Origin of the sequence: Vibrio aerogenes (assembly GCF_024346755.1) — a bacterium.
Taxonomy (GTDB): Bacteria; Pseudomonadota; Gammaproteobacteria; order Enterobacterales; family Vibrionaceae; genus Vibrio; species Vibrio aerogenes.
In genome coordinates this window covers 733,445-749,047 of the sequence record NZ_AP024861.1, presented here as the reverse complement: position 1 = coordinate 749,047, position 15,603 = coordinate 733,445, and the positions used below count along the sequence as shown (strand labels likewise).

The window sequence follows — 15,603 nt, the reverse complement described above, 5'->3', positions numbered from 1 at the left end:
GTGCCGGAAATGGCGAAGTACAACCTGCCATATAAGCAGATAGAAACATGATAATTAAACACCGGATCTTATTCGCCATAATCAATCAGCTATGCTAAATCGCCAGCAATAAGTGGTACAAAGCGAACCATCTCAATCTCTTCGGAATGAAAGGATTCTCCCTCCCGGATAATTTTCAATAACGTTTGTTCACTCTCTCCAACAGGAATCACTAAACATCCCCCTTCCGCCAGTTGTTCCAGCAAAGCCAGAGGAACGCTCTTTGCAGCTGCTGTTACAATAATCGCATCAAACGGCCCCTTAGCTTCCCATCCAAGCCATCCATCGCCATGTTTCATAGACACATTATAAATATCAAGCTTTCTCAGCCGACGTTTCGCATCCCACTGTAACGATTTAATTCTCTCTATTGAAAAAACATGCTCAACTAACCGGGCCAATACAGCAGTCTGATAGCCTGAGCCTGTTCCAACCTCAAGTACGCGACTATTTGGTGATAAATTTAACAATTGCGTCATTTTAGCAACAATATAAGGCTGAGATATGGTCTGCCCCTGACCTATCGGTAAAGCATTATTATCATAAGCCTGATGAATCATAGCCTGAGAAACAAAATGTTCTCTGGGCAATTCACGTATTGCTTCTAATATACGTTTGTCATCAATACCGCTTCTGACAAGAAAATAAACCAACTTATCAGCGAGTGGATTTGACATGGCACCTATCCTTTTAACCAATCAGTCATACGAATAATTGACTCATGAGCAGTCAAATCAACCTGCAGAGGAGTCAAAGAAACATATCCATGATCAACAGTATAAAAATCTGTTCCTTCGCCGGCATCCTGTTCTTTTCCCGGTGGACCTAACCAAAAAATATCATGTCCTCTGGGATCCTTCTGTCTGATCATCGTTTCAGCATGATGACGCGCTCCCAACCGGGTGACTAAAGTACCGGCAACATGCTCATAGGGCACATCAGGAATGTTGACATTTAATAGCCGATTTGTCGGGATAGGTGATCGAATATGCTGTAAAACTAATTCACGGGCAATCTGCGCTGCAGTATTAAAATGTGTTTCACCGACTAAAGAAAATGCAATTGACTGAACACCTAAAAAATGTCCTTCCATCGCGGCAGCAACAGTACCTGAATAAAGCACATCATCGCCTAAATTTGCCCCATGATTAATACCACTCAAAACTAACTCAGGTAAATCGTCTCTCAACAGCTCATTCAGAGCAAAATGCACGCAATCTGTTGGCGTCCCCTGCACTGAGAATGTGCCTGGAGCAATTTCATTCACACGTAAAGGATGCTCTAAAGTCAGAGAATTAGAAGCTCCGGAACGGTTCCGGTCTGGCGCAACGATAATAATCTCGGCGATATCTTTCAATGCATCAGCCAGAACACGAATTCCCCGCGCATATACACCGTCATCATTACTCAGCAAGATTTTCATTCGAAAACTCTCTCCACAGGAATAAATTCAATCAGTTCTCTCAGCACTGATGTTGCAAAACATCCGGCATCCAGAGAAAAATCTAATATAACCTCATTCTCTTTCACCTTCCAATTCAATTGGTTAGGTTTAAGAGATAATTTCCGGCGATCGTGCTGCATACGATTTCCCCGGATAAGCTTCATCAAATCCGGTTCGGCATCCAGACATCCTTGCTCAAGATCTGAGACTTTGCCGACTGTTGGTAACTCATTATCACCAGCCAACGCGCCGGAAATATGCGACAGCCCTTCAGACAATGTCTGATTCAGTGCCACAAGATTATCCTCTGTCACCAGAACAAACTCTCCCTGAACTAAAGCGATATCACCACAGATTAACTGATCAAACAGCCCTTGCTGAATCCTTTCAGAGACAATGTGATTAAAAATCCAGGAACGTGCTGCTGACAAATATAAACTTCGCTGAGACTGATTTCGCGTACGTACATTATCCCGCCCCCAACGCCTTGCTTCCCGGACATTATTTCCGTCATGTCCAAAGCGCTGAGTGCCGAAATAATTCGGAACACCATCTCGCTGAATATATTCCAGCCGGCGCAAAACATCACCCATATCAGAAACCGATGTCAGTGTAATTTGAAAGTGATTCTCTTTGAGTTCTCCCGGCCTTAATTTTTTGCGGTGACGGCTTATATCAAGGATCTCAATTTGAGGATATTGGGAAAGAAATGATGAAAAGTCAGGGTTATCCTGTTTGGGTAAACAGACACTCAGCCATTGCTCAGTAATCGCATGCCGGTCTTTCAAACCAGCCCAGCTGACATCTTTTGATTTCACGCCACAAGCTTTTGCTAATTCATTTGCAACAAAGCGTGTATTTTCCCCGGTCTTACGGATACGAACAAAAAGATGTTCCCCATCTCCATCGGGAGAAAAACCCAAATTTTCTTTGACAATAAAGTGCTCTGGTTTTTCTTTAAACTTTGCCTTTACCGTTGGTTGTCCATATAAGTAAGCTAAATCAGCCAGAATATCATTTGACATGAATACACCTCTGCAAATGTACAATCAGGAATTTTGATATAACAACACGACAGCTTCGCACGCTATACCTTCTTTTCTTCCGGTAAATCCCAGTTTCTCAGTGGTTGTTGCTTTTACATTGATATGACTGACTGCCGATTCCAGATCTTCAGCGATGATTTTTTGCATCATCCCGACATAAGGAGCCATCTTCGGGGCCTGTGCAATAATCGTAATATCGGCATTACCAAGCCGGTAACCTGATGATTTCACCTGTTGATAGACTTCTCTCAGCAAAATGCGGCTATCAATATCTTTCCAGGCCTCATCTGTGTCAGGGAAATGGCGCCCAATATCTCCGGCACCAATTGCACCAAGCAAGGCATCACTTAAAGCATGTAACGCCACGTCGCCGTCTGAATGCGCAATAAATCCTGACTCATAAGGTATAACAACGCCACCTATAATCAGAGGTGAATCACTTCCAAATTTATGAACATCAAAACCATGACCAATTCTTAGCATATTTATTCCTCATCACGATTGAGATAAAAGGCAGCTAACGCCAAATCTTCTGGCTGAGTAATTTTTATATTATCCGCGTGTCCGGTAATCAATTTAGGGTGATACCCTTTCCATTCCATTGCTGATGATTCATCTGTTACCACAATGCCATTGGCTTTAGCCAGAGAAAGAGCTTCATATAGAGCCGGAACCTGAAATAACTGAGGCGTCAAAGCGTGCCATAACCCGACACGATCCACAGTATGTTCAATAAGACAGGTCTGAACCGAACGTTTCATTGTATCCCGGACCGGAACAGCAAGAATGCCGCCACAATCCTGTTCAGAAATCCCGTCAACCAATCTGGATATATCCTCATGCCTGACACAAGGCCGTGCTGCATCATGAACCATAACCCAGCCAGACTGTAATTTTTCTGGTAACGCAGCCAAGGCATTCAGCACAGTATCTGAACGTTCTTTTCCACCAGAAACCCGTTTAACTTCAGGATGTCCTGCCACAGTAAGGCGCTCAAAATATGGATCATCATCACTGACAGCAACAATGATTTGCCCTGTCGCCGGATGAGATAACAATTGACTGACAGTGTGCTCTAACACTGTTTTTCCATGAATTTTCAGATATTGTTTGGGTATATCTGCTTTCATCCGGCGTCCGGTTCCTGCTGCCGGAATAATAACCGGAATGAGGTCTGCTATCATTTACTCTGTATCCTCATTAACAATCCGGTAAAATGTTTCACCTTCTTTAATCATGCCTAATTCATGTCTTGCACGCTCTTCTATCGCGTCCAGTCCCTGACGCAAGTCATTAATCTCGGCATACATCTGCTTATTTCTGACCTGAAGGCGCTGATTCACCGCTTCCTGTGTCTTAATTTCTCCGGAAATTTCCTGCAGATCGAATATTCCGTTCTTTCCCGACCACAGTGCATACTGCAACCAAGCCAATAATATAAGTAATGTTAAAGAAAAAATTCGCATGACACTCTAACCAGATGAATCAGACTCAGAATATATCACTGTATCATAAGGAATACATAATCACTTATATACTCAAGTGACCTCAAAATGCAGGATTCAGGGCGCATCTTGAGGTCACTTGGTGATATCACACATGAATGCCTTCACTCAGGATTATCCTGAATACACATGAGCCATCAGTAAACAACCCAATAATAGTCTGTAAATGACAAACGGTGTCATTCCCATCCGGGAGATAAGTTTAAGAAAAAAATGAATACAAAAATATGCACTCACAAAAGAAACCAGCAACCCTGTCATTAAAAATTCAAAGTGAATCTCGTGATTTCCGGTGATAACTCCCCAGCCCAGATACCCTGCGGCGAGCGATATGATAGGAATCGACATCAAAAAAGAAAAACGTGCCGCTGCTTCACGGGAAAAGCCCAGATACAATGCAGCAGTAATCGTAGCCCCGGAACGGGATGTTCCCGGGATAATTGCAAGAGCCTGAGCAAGGCCGACAAACAATGATTTTTTCCAGGTCATCTGATATTCATCGTCCTTTAAGGTTGCATACTTATCAACAATCCAAAGCAGACCACCGAAGACCAGTGTTGTTGTTGCGATCACCAGCGTACTTCTCAAATACACCTCAACAAAATCTTTCATGAAAAAACCAAAGAAACAGGCCGGAATGGTGGCAATCAAAATCATCCAGGCTAGTTTAGCTTCTTTACTGCGATCCTTTTGTAAAACTGAACGGAAAAAGGCTGACAACAATTGCCTGACTTCGTGACGGAAATAAATCACAACAGCAGCTAATGTTCCAAGATGAACGGCAACATCAAAAACCAGCCCCTGATCGGCCCAACCTAACAATGCTGACGGAAGTATTAAATGGGCAGAACTCGAAATTGGTAAGAATTCTGTTAGCCCCTGAATCAAGGCTAACCAGAATGATTCTGTATAACTCATCAAAAATTACTCACTCACTGAAAACCAGGGACGAACCGCCCTTAATACATCCAAATTTTCAGCCTGAAGCCAGATTTCTCTGACTGTACGCCCATCTCCTGGGATAATCAGTTCCGGTGAGAGTTCGTACAAAGGCTGAATCACAAATGGATAATGATAAATATCTTTTCTGGGTAACTGAGGAGAAGCGTCCCGAATCATGTCGCCAAAGAGTATAATATCCAGATCTAATGTCCGATCCTGATACTTTTTGGCATCAACGGCTCTTCCCCAGCGAATCTCAATATCCCTGAGAAATTTTGTGAATACTTCCAGTGTCAATGATGTTTGGATTTCCACAATTAAATTAAAAAACTCAGCCCCCTGAAATCCAAGGGAAGGAGATTCATAAATTGTAGATTGCCTGACCAAATCTCCAAGGCCAGACAGCTCACCAACAGCGACTTCAATATGTTTATGCTTATCTATATTAGATCCAATGCCAACATAAACTGAGGTCATTGATGCCCTCTCTCAATCACGACACCCACACTCTTCGCAGCCGGAACAGCACCAGGTTTTGCAAGACGAATCCGAATCCAGGGGACAGCAAAGCGAGACATAATCAATGCCGCAACTTCTTCTGCAACCCGCTCAACTAACTGGAACTTCCCCCGCTCAACATAATCGATAACCGATTCACTGATCTGAGCATAATCCAACGTATCCCGGACATTATCACTCAAGCCCGCGACCATATTGTCATGTCCCATTTCAATATCGAAAACCAGTTTCTGTTTGATGGTTTGCTCCCAGTCGTAAACACCAATCGTTGTTACAACTTCCAGCTGCTCGATAAACACTTTATCCATTAGTTTCTGACTACCTTTTTGACATATTGGATATATAAATGGCACAAAACATCGTACCATGTGTTACAAGGTCAGATATCATATACTTAATCTGTTTTAAAATGTGAAATTAATATAAATTTCTCTTCATCACCGCATTGGCTTTTCAGGCCCATGGTTTCATCCATCAGAATTCGACTGACTAAAAGGACATATGACACCAATAACGCTGCTAATTATTATGATGGCTTATTTACTGGGCTCAATATCGAGTGCAGTGCTTGTATGCCGTATATTCCAAATTCCTGATCCAAGAAATTCGGGATCCAATAATCCTGGTGCAACCAATGTGCTGAGGATTGGCGGAAAGAAAGCGGCTTGTATTGTCTTACTATGTGACATGCTCAAAGGCACAATTCCTGTCTGGGGGAGTTACTTTCTGGGTATCGAACCTTTTTTTCTGGGTGTGATCGCTATTGCAGCCTGTCTCGGACACATTTATCCGATATTCTTTCATTTTCAGGGCGGAAAAGGCGTTGCAACAGCCATAGGCGCAATTGCACCTATCGGATTAGATCTGACTGGCTGCATTATGGGAACCTGGCTGGTCACGATTGCTCTCTTCAGATATTCATCTCTGGCCGCATTAACAGCAGCATTGCTCGCTCCTATGTATACATGGTGGTTTAAACCTCAATACACCTTACCGGTTGCCATGCTGTGCTGCCTGATTATTTTTCGTCACCAACACAACATTAAACGCTTGTTCAGTGGTACTGAACCAAAAGTTGGTGAAAAAAAAGAGCTATCCTGAAATAGACAGCTCCGGGAAATACCTCATTTACAGATGTTTTATCAGAGACCAACGGGGTTCAACTGATCAATGGGCCAGCGAGGTGTCGCCTGAACACTCAAATCTGAAAATTCCTTATTTTTAAGACGTTGCATGCCAGCATACGCAATCATCGCACCATTATCGGTACAAAACTCAGTCCGGGGATAGTACACATCGCCACCGACCTTACGGGCAAGCTCAGCCAAATCCTGTCTTAATCTCTGATTTGCACTCACACCACCAGCAATCACAATTCTTTTCAGACCGCTTTGCTGTAGCGCCCGTTTGCACTTGATCACCAAAGTATCGCAAACGGCTTCCTGAAACGCATACGCAATATCAGCCTGAGTCTGTTCATCATTACCATTCGCTGCAATCGTATTGGCAGCAAATGTCTTTAACCCGGAGAAGCTCATATCGAGCCCCGGACGATCTGTCATCGGCCTGGGAAAGCGAAAACGCCCGGGAGTTCCTTTTTCAGCCAGTTTTGCCAGTAAAGGCCCTCCCGGATAATCCAGCCCCATCAGTTTCGCTGTTTTATCGAAGGCTTCTCCGGCTGCATCATCAATCGATTCACCCAGAATCCGGTAATCACCGATACTATGGACTTCAACCATCATGGTATGCCCCCCCGAAACAAGAACAGCAATAAACGGGAAAGCCGGGGGAGTATCTTCAAGCATTGGTGCCAAAAGATGCCCCTCCATATGGTGAACAGGGACTGCCGGCACCCCCCATGCGTAAGCAAGGCTTCGACCAATCGTCGCTCCAACAAGCAAGGCCCCGACAAGTCCGGGCCCCGCGGTGTAAGCGACGCCATCAAAATCTTCCGGGCGGCAGTTTGCGTCAGACATCGCCTTTTGAATGAGCGGAATCGTTTTTTTTACATGATCGCGCGAGGCCAGTTCAGGCACGACGCCACCATAATCGGCATGAAGTTTTATCTGGCTATACAATTGATGAGCAAGTAATCCCTGCTCATCATCGTAAATAGCAACACCCGTCTCATCACATGAAGTTTCTATACCTAGTACACGCATAATTGAATGAACGCTTTATAATCCGACATCAAAAGTGGCGCCATGTTACCTTGCCTTGTCCGGACAGACAAATTTTGTTCATCCTTTCACCCATAAAGTACTTTACAAACTCACTTCATTCGGATTAAAATTCCGCACCATTTTTGATCGCGCTGGTAAATAGCCGGGATACTCCGGTCAATGAAGCACCAGCCTTAACGAATAACCCCCGAGGTGAAAGGCATATGCCAGTAGTTAAAGTACGTGAAAACGAACCATTTGACGTAGCTCTGCGTCGTTTTAAGCGCTCTTGCGAAAAAGCAGGTATTCTTTCTGAAGTGCGTCGTCGCGAGCACTATGAAAAACCAACAACTGTTCGCAAACGTGCTAAAGCAGCAGCTCAAAAGCGTCACGCTAAGAAGCTGGCTCGTGAAAACGCACGTCGCGTTCGTTTGTACTAATCACTCCTTATTAAGAAGGAATGAGTTATGGCTCTGATTGATCAACTCAAAGAAGAGCAAAAACTCGCGATGAAAGCCAAGGACAAACCGCGCCTTGGCACAATTCGTTTAGCTCTGTCAGCAATCAAGCAACGGGAAGTCGACGAACATATCACATTAGGTGATGAAGACATTGTTGCTGTGCTGACAAAAATGGTTAAACAACGTCGCGATTCTGCCGCGCAGTATGAATCAGCTGGTCGTCAGGATTTAGCAGATGCAGAGAACTACGAGATTACTGTTCTTGAAGAGTTTATGCCTCAGCCTCTGACTGATGACGAAGTGGCTCAGCTTGTTAGTCACGCAATTGCCGAATCCGGTGCTTCAGGCATGCAGGATATGGGTCAAGTGATGGCAATTCTGAAACCACAGATTCAGGGTCGTGCAGATATGGGTAAAGTCAGCGGTCTGGTCAAAGGTCAATTGGCTTAACCCACTCTCCTGCGATTTCAAGCCGTGTTATTCCCAGAATACACGGCTTTTTGTATAGACATACAGACTTAACCAGGTTCTATGGCTGGATTGATTCCCCGCAATTTTATTAATGACCTTCTCGCACGACTGGATATAGTCGACGTGATTGATGCGCGCGTCAAACTCAAAAAAAAGGGAAAAAATTATACTGCCTGCTGTCCTTTCCACAATGAAAAAACGCCATCATTCAGCGTAAGTCAGGAAAAACAGTTCTACCATTGTTTTGGCTGTGGTGCTCACGGCAATGCCATCGACTTTATGATGGAATACGAGCGGCTTGAGTTTGTTGAAGCAATAGAAGAGCTTGCCTCACTACTGGGGATCGATGTTCCCAGAGAGCAAACGCCAGCATCTCAGGGACAGCAACGCCCGCAAGCCAATCAACAACAGAAACGCAGCCAGTATGAGTTACTCGAACAAATCGCGGTCTTCTATTTTCAGCAACTCAAGAAAAGTTCAGGCAAAATTGCCATCGAGTATTTAAAAGATCGGGGACTCTCTAAAGAGATCATTCAAAAGTTTGGTATCGGTTATGTTGCCGATGAGTGGGATCTGGTCAGAAAGCATTTTGCAAAGTCACAAGACAGCGAAAAAATGCTGACGGAAACAGGAATGCTCATCGAAAACGATAATGGTCGCCGATATGATCGCTTCCGTGGCCGGGTTATGTTTCCTATCAGAGATCGGCGGGGACGAGTTATCGGCTTTGGCGGCCGGGTCATTGGCGATGGCACACCTAAATATCTGAACTCACCAGAAACACCTGTATTTCATAAAGGTAAAGAACTCTACGGACTCTACGAAGTTTTACAAAGTCACAGAGAACCACCACAAATACTGGTCGCAGAAGGCTATATGGATGTTGTGGCACTGGCACAATATGGCATCGATTATTCTGTCGCATCTTTAGGGACCTCAACAACCGGCGAACATCTGCAAATATTATTCAGACAAACGAATGTCGTCATCTGCTGTTACGATGGTGATAACGCTGGCCGGCAAGCCGCGTGGCGGGCACTGGAAAATGCTCTTCCTTATCTGAACGGGAACAAAACACTCAAATTCATGTTCTTACCTGATCAGGAAGATCCAGACTCATATATTCGCCAGCATGGGACCGCTTCTTTTGAGCAGCAATTACAGCAGGCGACCCCATTTTCTGACTTTCTGTTTCACGGCCTGATGGAGCGGATTGTCGATAACAGTAGCCGGGAAGGACGTTTCCGGGTTGTACATATGGCCGAACCTCTGATTAATTCAGTCCGCGACAACTCCTTAAAATTATACCTGTGGGAGGAGCTCTCTCTCCGTACAGGACTCAGCAGTGCAGCCATTCAAAGCCACCTGAATAAACAGTCTTCAAGCGAACAAAAACAGCAACTCAGGCCACACAAAGAAATGAAGCGAACACCAATGAGGGAAGTTATTGCTTTGCTTCTTCAAAATCCGGTCTATGCTCAAAGAGTACCAGATCTTTCAAGCATAGAAACACTCGATGTTCCGGGATTAAGTTTATTAGTGGAGGTACTTGAAAAATGCCGAAATTATCCTCATATAACAACAGGCCAATTACTCGAAGATTGGCGGGGCAGTCAAAACGAAGCAATGTTTTCACGCCTTGCCAGTTGGGACATACCTCTCGTTGAAGACAACCAAGAAGAAATTTTTTTAGACTCACTGGACAAAATCATTACCCAGTGCGTTGAAAAACAAATTGAAAATCTGCAGGCAAAAGAAAGAAGTGTCGGTTTATCAACCGATGAGAAAAGGGAGCTGCTGGCACTGATGCTAGATTTAAAAGCGTAACCCTATTTTATTAGCCAACAAATGATTAATTTGTTATAATACATGGTTTGCATTTCGCATACTAATTCCGTCACCAGAAATGAAGTTGGATACCGTTTATGGATCAAAATCCGCAGTCACAGCTTAAACAACTTGTTCTTAAAGGCAAAGAACAAGGTTATCTGACCTACGCTGAAGTTAATGACCACCTACCTGCAGAAATCGTTGATTCGGAGCAGGTAGAAGACATTATTCAGATGATTAATGACATGGGTATCAAAGTTGTTGAAACAGCACCGGATGCCGATGATCTCGCTCTGAATGACGACACTAATATCACTGATGAAGATGTCGCAGAAGCAGCCGCAGCAGCCTTATCAAGTGTAGAAAATGAAATTGGTCGTACAACTGATCCTGTTCGTATGTATATGCGGGAAATGGGAACAGTTGAGCTTCTTACCCGTGAAGGGGAAATCGATATTGCAAAGCGCATTGAAGAAGGGATTAACCAGGTTCAAAGTGCTGTTGCTGAATATCCGGGAACGATTCCTTACATCCTGGAACAATTTGACAAAGTTCAGGCAGAAGAACTTCGCCTGACCGACCTGATCACAGGCTTTGTTGACCCGGATGCAGATGAAACTACGGCTCCTACCGCTACACATATCGGCTCAGAACTGACAGGTGCAGATCTCGATGATGAAGACATTCCCATCGATTCCAGTGCCAAAGACAGCGATGAAGACGAAGAAGAGGATGAAGAAGGCGAAGGCTCATCTGATGATGAAGAAGAAGAGGATGAGTCAGGTATTGATCCGGAACTTGCTCTTGAAAAATTCAGCGAGCTGCGTAACAAGTTTCAGGATTACCAACTGGCTGTCAACGAGTTTGGTAATGCGAATCAAAAAGCCTCTGATGCCTCTGAGTTGGTTCTGGACGTCTTCCGTGAATTCCGTCTGACACCCAAACAATTTGATCATCTGGTCGATACACTTCGTGGTTCAATGGATCGTGTCCGTACACAGGAACGGCTGATCATGAAGCATGTGGTCGAATACGGCAAAATGCCGAAGAAAACGTTTATCACATTATTTACCGGCAATGAATCAAATGAAGCCTGGCTCGATGAAGCACTGGCTTCTGATAAGCCCTATGTGGATAAAATACGGAATAGCGAAGAAGATATTCGTCGCTCAATTCAAAAGCTGAAAGCGATTGAAGAAGAAACTTCCCTGACCGTCAACCGAATCAAAGATATCAGCCGCAGAATGTCGATTGGTGAAGCCAAAGCACGTCGTGCGAAGAAAGAAATGGTTGAAGCCAACCTGCGTTTGGTTATTTCGATTGCGAAGAAATATACCAATCGCGGATTACAATTCCTGGATCTGATTCAGGAAGGAAACATTGGCTTGATGAAAGCTGTTGATAAATTTGAATACCGCCGTGGTTATAAGTTCTCAACTTATGCAACATGGTGGATTCGTCAGGCAATCACCCGTTCTATCGCCGATCAGGCACGGACAATCCGTATTCCTGTACATATGATTGAAACGATTAACAAACTGAATCGTATCTCCCGTCAAATGCTACAGGAAATGGGCCGTGAACCCCTTCCGGAAGAGCTGGCAGAACGAATGATGATGCCTGAAGACAAAATCCGTAAAGTACTCAAAATCGCTAAAGAGCCCATCTCAATGGAAACCCCAATTGGTGATGATGAAGATTCGCATCTGGGTGATTTTATTGAAGATACAACGCTGGATCTACCGATTGAGTCCGCAACATCAACCAGCCTGAAAGTCGCCACCCGCGATGTTCTTGCCGGTTTGACACCGCGTGAAGCAAAAGTCTTACGGATGCGTTTTGGTATTGACATGAATACGGACCATACGCTGGAAGAAGTCGGTAAACAGTTTGACGTTACCCGTGAGCGTATTCGTCAGATTGAGGCGAAAGCACTGCGAAAATTACGTCACCCAAGCCGATCTGAAACGCTGCGTAGTTTCCTTGATGAGTAGTTTCCTTGATGAGTAGTTTTGGTGAATAGTTTTAATCAATAGTTTTGATGAACGATTCCTGAATGTTTGATCGTAACATTCATCACATTTAACTTTAAAAGGTGAGCATAGTGCTCACCTTTTTTATGACTGCGCAATACAAAAAACTTGTCAAAGCGTTCGTTTTATCGTATTTGTATATACATGTATATTTAACACAAGTTTTACTGGATTATGGATCTGATCCTTTCAAATGCAAAAATAGTCACGATGGTACCCGGCGAAACTGGCTATCAGGTCAGTGAACCTAAATTTATTGGTATCAAAAACGGGAAAATTGAGGCCATTTCAAATCACCCACTGCATGTTTCATTTGGGCTGCATGAAATCGACTGCTCTGGCGTTTTACTGACTCCAGGACTGATCGATTGTCATACCCACCTGATATATGCCGGTAACAGAAGCCATGAGTTTGAAATGCGCCAGCAAGGGGCCACTTATCAGGAAATAGCCCGCCAAGGGGGTGGCATTTTATCCACGGTCAATGCAACCCGCGAAGCGACTGAAGAAGAATTAGTCCGTTTGGCGCTGCCCCGTCTGGATGGCCTGATCCATAGTGGCGTAACCACTGTTGAAATCAAATCCGGCTACGGACTGACGCTGAACGACGAACTGAAAATGCTCCGGGCCGCTAGAATGCTGGCTCAGGAGCGGTCAATCCATATCGAAACCACCCTGTTAGCTGCTCATGCCGTACCACCGGAATATAAAGATCGTCCGGACGACTATATCGACTATATCTGTACGACCATCATTCCAGCCGTTGCCAGACAGCAGCTCGCCTCAGCCGTCGATGTATTTTGTGAATCTATCGGCTTTTCGCTGGAGCAAACCGAAAAAGTATTTCAGTGCGCTCAGACCCATGGCCTGGCAGTCAAAGGGCATACAGAACAGCTATCGAATCTTGGGGGAACGGCGCTCACTGCCCGCTATCAGGGGCTTTCAGCCGACCACATTGAGTATCTCGATCAGGCAGGTGTTCAGGCAATGGCGAAATCAAATACCGTCGCAACTCTTTTACCCGGCGCTTTCTACTTCCTGAAAGAAACGCAACATCCTCCGGTGGAGCTCCTCAGAGAGCATCAGGTATCGATGGCCATCGCCACAGACTGTAATCCCGGTACATCTCCTTTCAGTGACCTGACGCTGATGATGAATATGGCCTGTACTCAATTTGGCCTGACGCCGGAAGAAGCCCTTCGTGGTGTCACCAGCCACGCTGCGCAGGCTCTTGGGTTGCAACACCAAAAAGGACAGATTCAAACAGGTATGGATGCGGATATCACACTGTGGAATATCTCTCATCCAGCCGAACTCAGCTACGAAGCTGGCATACCACGGGTTGCCGGCCGGGTGGTCAATGGTAAATTCACCACAGGAAATGCATCGCCGTCATTATCAAAATTCAGCACAACCTCAAGTGATGGAAAATAAACAAGGAGTTCACACATGTCACAAACATCTAAAGCGGGAACCCGCCTCGACACTTCAAGAACGATCCGTGCACCGCACGGTACAGAGCTGACAGCCAAATCATGGCTGACCGAAGCCCCGCTGCGAATGTTAATGAACAATCTTGACCCTGATGTCGCAGAGCATCCTCATGAGCTGGTTGTCTACGGTGGTATTGGCCGCGCAGCCCGTAACTGGGAATGCTTTGATAAAATTGTAGAAGTATTGACGCGGCTGGAAGAAGACCAGACCTTACTGGTTCAGTCCGGTAAACCTGTGGGTGTCTTTCAGACCCACAAAAATGCACCACGGGTATTAATTGCGAACTCAAACCTGGTGCCTCACTGGGCCAACTGGGAACACTTTAACGAGCTGGATAAAAAAGGTTTGATGATGTACGGCCAGATGACTGCTGGCTCATGGATCTATATCGGTTCTCAGGGGATCGTTCAGGGCACTTATGAAACCTTTGTTGCTGTCGCGAAGAAACACTATGAAGGACAAACCAAAGGTCGCTGGATTCTCACGGGCGGTCTTGGCGGTATGGGGGGCGCACAGCCACTGGCTGCGACTATGGCAGGATTTTCAATGCTGGCAGTCGAATGTGACGAGTCCCGGATCGACTATCGTCTGAGAACCGGCTATGTTGATAAAAAAGCGACATCACTCGATGAAGCACTGGCAATGATTCAGGAAACCGATCAGCCCATTTCTGTTGGTCTGCTGGGGAACGCAGCTGATATTTTCCCTGAACTGGTCAAACGAAACATCACTCCGGATGTTGTTACCGACCAGACATCAGCCCATGACCCGTTAAACGGTTATCTGCCTTTGGGCTGGAGCATGGAAAAAGCGGCTGATATGCGTCAGCAAGATGAAGAGCAGGTGGTCAAAGCTGCCAAAGCATCGATGGCGCTTCATGTTCAGGCAATGCTGACACTTCAGGAGCGTGGCGCGGCAACGCTGGATTATGGTAATAATATTCGTCAGATGGCTTTGGAAGAAGGCGTAAAAAATGCTTTCGACTTCCCCGGATTTGTACCGGCTTATATTCGTCCCCTGTTCTGCGAAGGCATTGGACCTTTCCGCTGGGCAGCACTGTCTGGCGATCCGGAAGATATTTATAAAACCGATCAGAAAGTCAAAGAACTGATCCCGGATGATCCGCACCTGCATAACTGGCTGGACATGGCCCGTGAACGCATTCATTTTCAGGGGCTTCCTTCCCGTATCTGCTGGGTTGGCCTGAAAGATCGTAAACGCCTTGGTCTTGCATTCAATGAAATGGTCAAAAATGGTGAGCTGAAAGCCCCCGTAGTCATTGGCCGTGACCATCTCGATTCAGGCTCCGTCGCCAGTCCGAACCGCGAAACAGAAAGTATGCAGGATGGCTCTGACGCAGTATCCGACTGGCCATTACTGAATGCGCTGTTGAATACCGCAGGTGGAGCAACCTGGGTATCACTTCACCACGGTGGTGGCGTGGGTATGGGATTCTCTCAACATTCCGGCATGGTGATTTGCTGTGACGGTAGCGATGACGCCAGCGAAAGAATTAACCGGGTGCTGCATAATGATCCGGCCACAGGTGTGATGCGTCACGCAGATGCAGGATATGACATTGCCAAACAGTGTGCTGCAGAACAAAAACTTGATTTACCGATGCTGAATGCAGAACTGGCAAAACTAAGATAAGGAA

The 15,603-nt window shown here is 45.3% G+C and carries 16 protein-coding genes and 2 pseudogenes; 8 read left to right on the top strand and 10 right to left on the bottom strand.

The window, feature by feature from the left end; all coding sequences use genetic code 11:
- Positions 1-89 precede the first annotated feature (89 nt).
- The 9 genes from OCV29_RS03490 to folB all read right to left on the bottom strand — a co-directional run bounded on the left by OCV29_RS03490 (position 90) and on the right by folB (position 5,803).
- The gene (locus OCV29_RS03490) at positions 90-716 is read right to left on the bottom strand and encodes a protein-L-isoaspartate(D-aspartate) O-methyltransferase (RefSeq protein WP_073603381.1); all 627 of its coding nucleotides are present in this window, start codon (positions 714-716) and stop codon (positions 90-92) included.
- Positions 717-721: 5 nt separating this feature from the next.
- The gene (gene surE / locus OCV29_RS03485; RefSeq protein WP_073603382.1) at positions 722-1,462 is read right to left on the bottom strand and encodes a 5'/3'-nucleotidase SurE; all 741 of its coding nucleotides are present in this window, start codon (positions 1,460-1,462) and stop codon (positions 722-724) included.
- Positions 1,459-2,508 carry a tRNA pseudouridine(13) synthase TruD gene (gene truD / locus OCV29_RS03480; protein WP_073603383.1) on the bottom strand — a complete coding sequence of 350 codons (1,050 nt, stop codon included), beginning with the start codon at positions 2,506-2,508 and terminating at the stop codon, positions 1,459-1,461. The genes surE and truD overlap by 4 nt, the downstream gene beginning before the upstream one ends.
- A gap of 24 nt (positions 2,509-2,532) precedes the next feature.
- Complete coding sequence (ispF, locus tag OCV29_RS03475; protein ID WP_073603384.1) at positions 2,533-3,012, bottom strand: 2-C-methyl-D-erythritol 2,4-cyclodiphosphate synthase; 480 nt, start codon at positions 3,010-3,012, stop codon at positions 2,533-2,535.
- 2 nt (positions 3,013-3,014) lie between these two features.
- Complete coding sequence (gene ispD / locus OCV29_RS03470; RefSeq protein ID WP_073603385.1) at positions 3,015-3,713, bottom strand: 2-C-methyl-D-erythritol 4-phosphate cytidylyltransferase; 699 nt, start codon at positions 3,711-3,713, stop codon at positions 3,015-3,017.
- Entirely contained in the window at positions 3,714-3,995 is a 282-nt protein-coding gene (gene ftsB / locus OCV29_RS03465) for a cell division protein FtsB (RefSeq protein ID WP_073603386.1), read from the bottom strand.
- A gap of 153 nt (positions 3,996-4,148) precedes the next feature.
- Positions 4,149-4,952: an undecaprenyl-diphosphate phosphatase gene (locus OCV29_RS03460; protein WP_073603387.1), complete on the bottom strand. Its 804-nt coding sequence runs from the start codon at positions 4,950-4,952 to the stop codon at positions 4,149-4,151.
- Positions 4,953-4,958: 6 nt separating this feature from the next.
- Positions 4,959-5,453, bottom strand: coding sequence for a 2-amino-4-hydroxy-6-hydroxymethyldihydropteridine diphosphokinase (folK, locus tag OCV29_RS03455; protein WP_073603388.1), 495 nt, complete (start codon positions 5,451-5,453; stop codon positions 4,959-4,961).
- A complete protein-coding gene (folB, locus tag OCV29_RS03450) occupies positions 5,450-5,803 on the bottom strand; it encodes a bifunctional dihydroneopterin aldolase/7,8-dihydroneopterin epimerase (RefSeq protein ID WP_073603389.1) in 354 nt (117 codons plus the stop codon). Before folB ends, folK begins: the two co-directional genes overlap by 4 nt.
- 193 nt (positions 5,804-5,996) lie before the next feature.
- Between folB and plsY the strand changes: the two genes are divergently transcribed.
- Positions 5,997-6,596 (top strand): glycerol-3-phosphate 1-O-acyltransferase PlsY, encoded by a 600-nt coding sequence (plsY, locus tag OCV29_RS03445; protein ID WP_073603390.1) that lies wholly within the window; start codon positions 5,997-5,999, stop codon positions 6,594-6,596.
- 41 nt (positions 6,597-6,637) lie between these two features.
- Here plsY and tsaD read toward each other — a convergent pair whose 3' ends face one another.
- A complete protein-coding gene (gene tsaD / locus OCV29_RS03440) occupies positions 6,638-7,657 on the bottom strand; it encodes a tRNA (adenosine(37)-N6)-threonylcarbamoyltransferase complex transferase subunit TsaD (RefSeq protein ID WP_073603391.1) in 1,020 nt (339 codons plus the stop codon).
- A 224-nt stretch (positions 7,658-7,881) separates the two neighbouring features.
- Between tsaD and rpsU the strand changes: the two genes are divergently transcribed.
- The 7 genes and pseudogenes from rpsU to hutU all read left to right on the top strand — a co-directional run bounded on the left by rpsU (position 7,882) and on the right by hutU (position 15,599).
- Complete coding sequence (gene rpsU, locus OCV29_RS03435) at positions 7,882-8,097, top strand: 30S ribosomal protein S21 (protein ID WP_001145625.1); 216 nt, start codon at positions 7,882-7,884, stop codon at positions 8,095-8,097.
- A gap of 27 nt (positions 8,098-8,124) precedes the next feature.
- Complete coding sequence (locus OCV29_RS03430) at positions 8,125-8,568, top strand: GatB/YqeY domain-containing protein (RefSeq protein ID WP_073603392.1); 444 nt, start codon at positions 8,125-8,127, stop codon at positions 8,566-8,568.
- Between the two features lie 81 nt (positions 8,569-8,649).
- Positions 8,650-9,895: pseudogene (gene dnaG, locus OCV29_RS03425) on the top strand (DNA primase); the annotation flags it as partial.
- Between the two features lie 101 nt (positions 9,896-9,996).
- Positions 9,997-10,416: pseudogene (dnaG, locus tag OCV29_RS23635) on the top strand (DNA primase); the annotation flags it as partial.
- Positions 10,417-10,514: 98 nt separating this feature from the next.
- Positions 10,515-12,413 (top strand): RNA polymerase sigma factor RpoD, encoded by a 1,899-nt coding sequence (gene rpoD / locus OCV29_RS03420; RefSeq protein WP_073603394.1) that lies wholly within the window; start codon positions 10,515-10,517, stop codon positions 12,411-12,413.
- A 213-nt stretch (positions 12,414-12,626) separates the two neighbouring features.
- A complete protein-coding gene (gene hutI / locus OCV29_RS03415) occupies positions 12,627-13,886 on the top strand; it encodes an imidazolonepropionase (protein WP_073603395.1) in 1,260 nt (419 codons plus the stop codon).
- 15 nt (positions 13,887-13,901) lie between these two features.
- Complete coding sequence (gene hutU / locus OCV29_RS03410; RefSeq protein WP_073603396.1) at positions 13,902-15,599, top strand: urocanate hydratase; 1,698 nt, start codon at positions 13,902-13,904, stop codon at positions 15,597-15,599.
- Positions 15,600-15,603 lie beyond the last annotated feature (4 nt).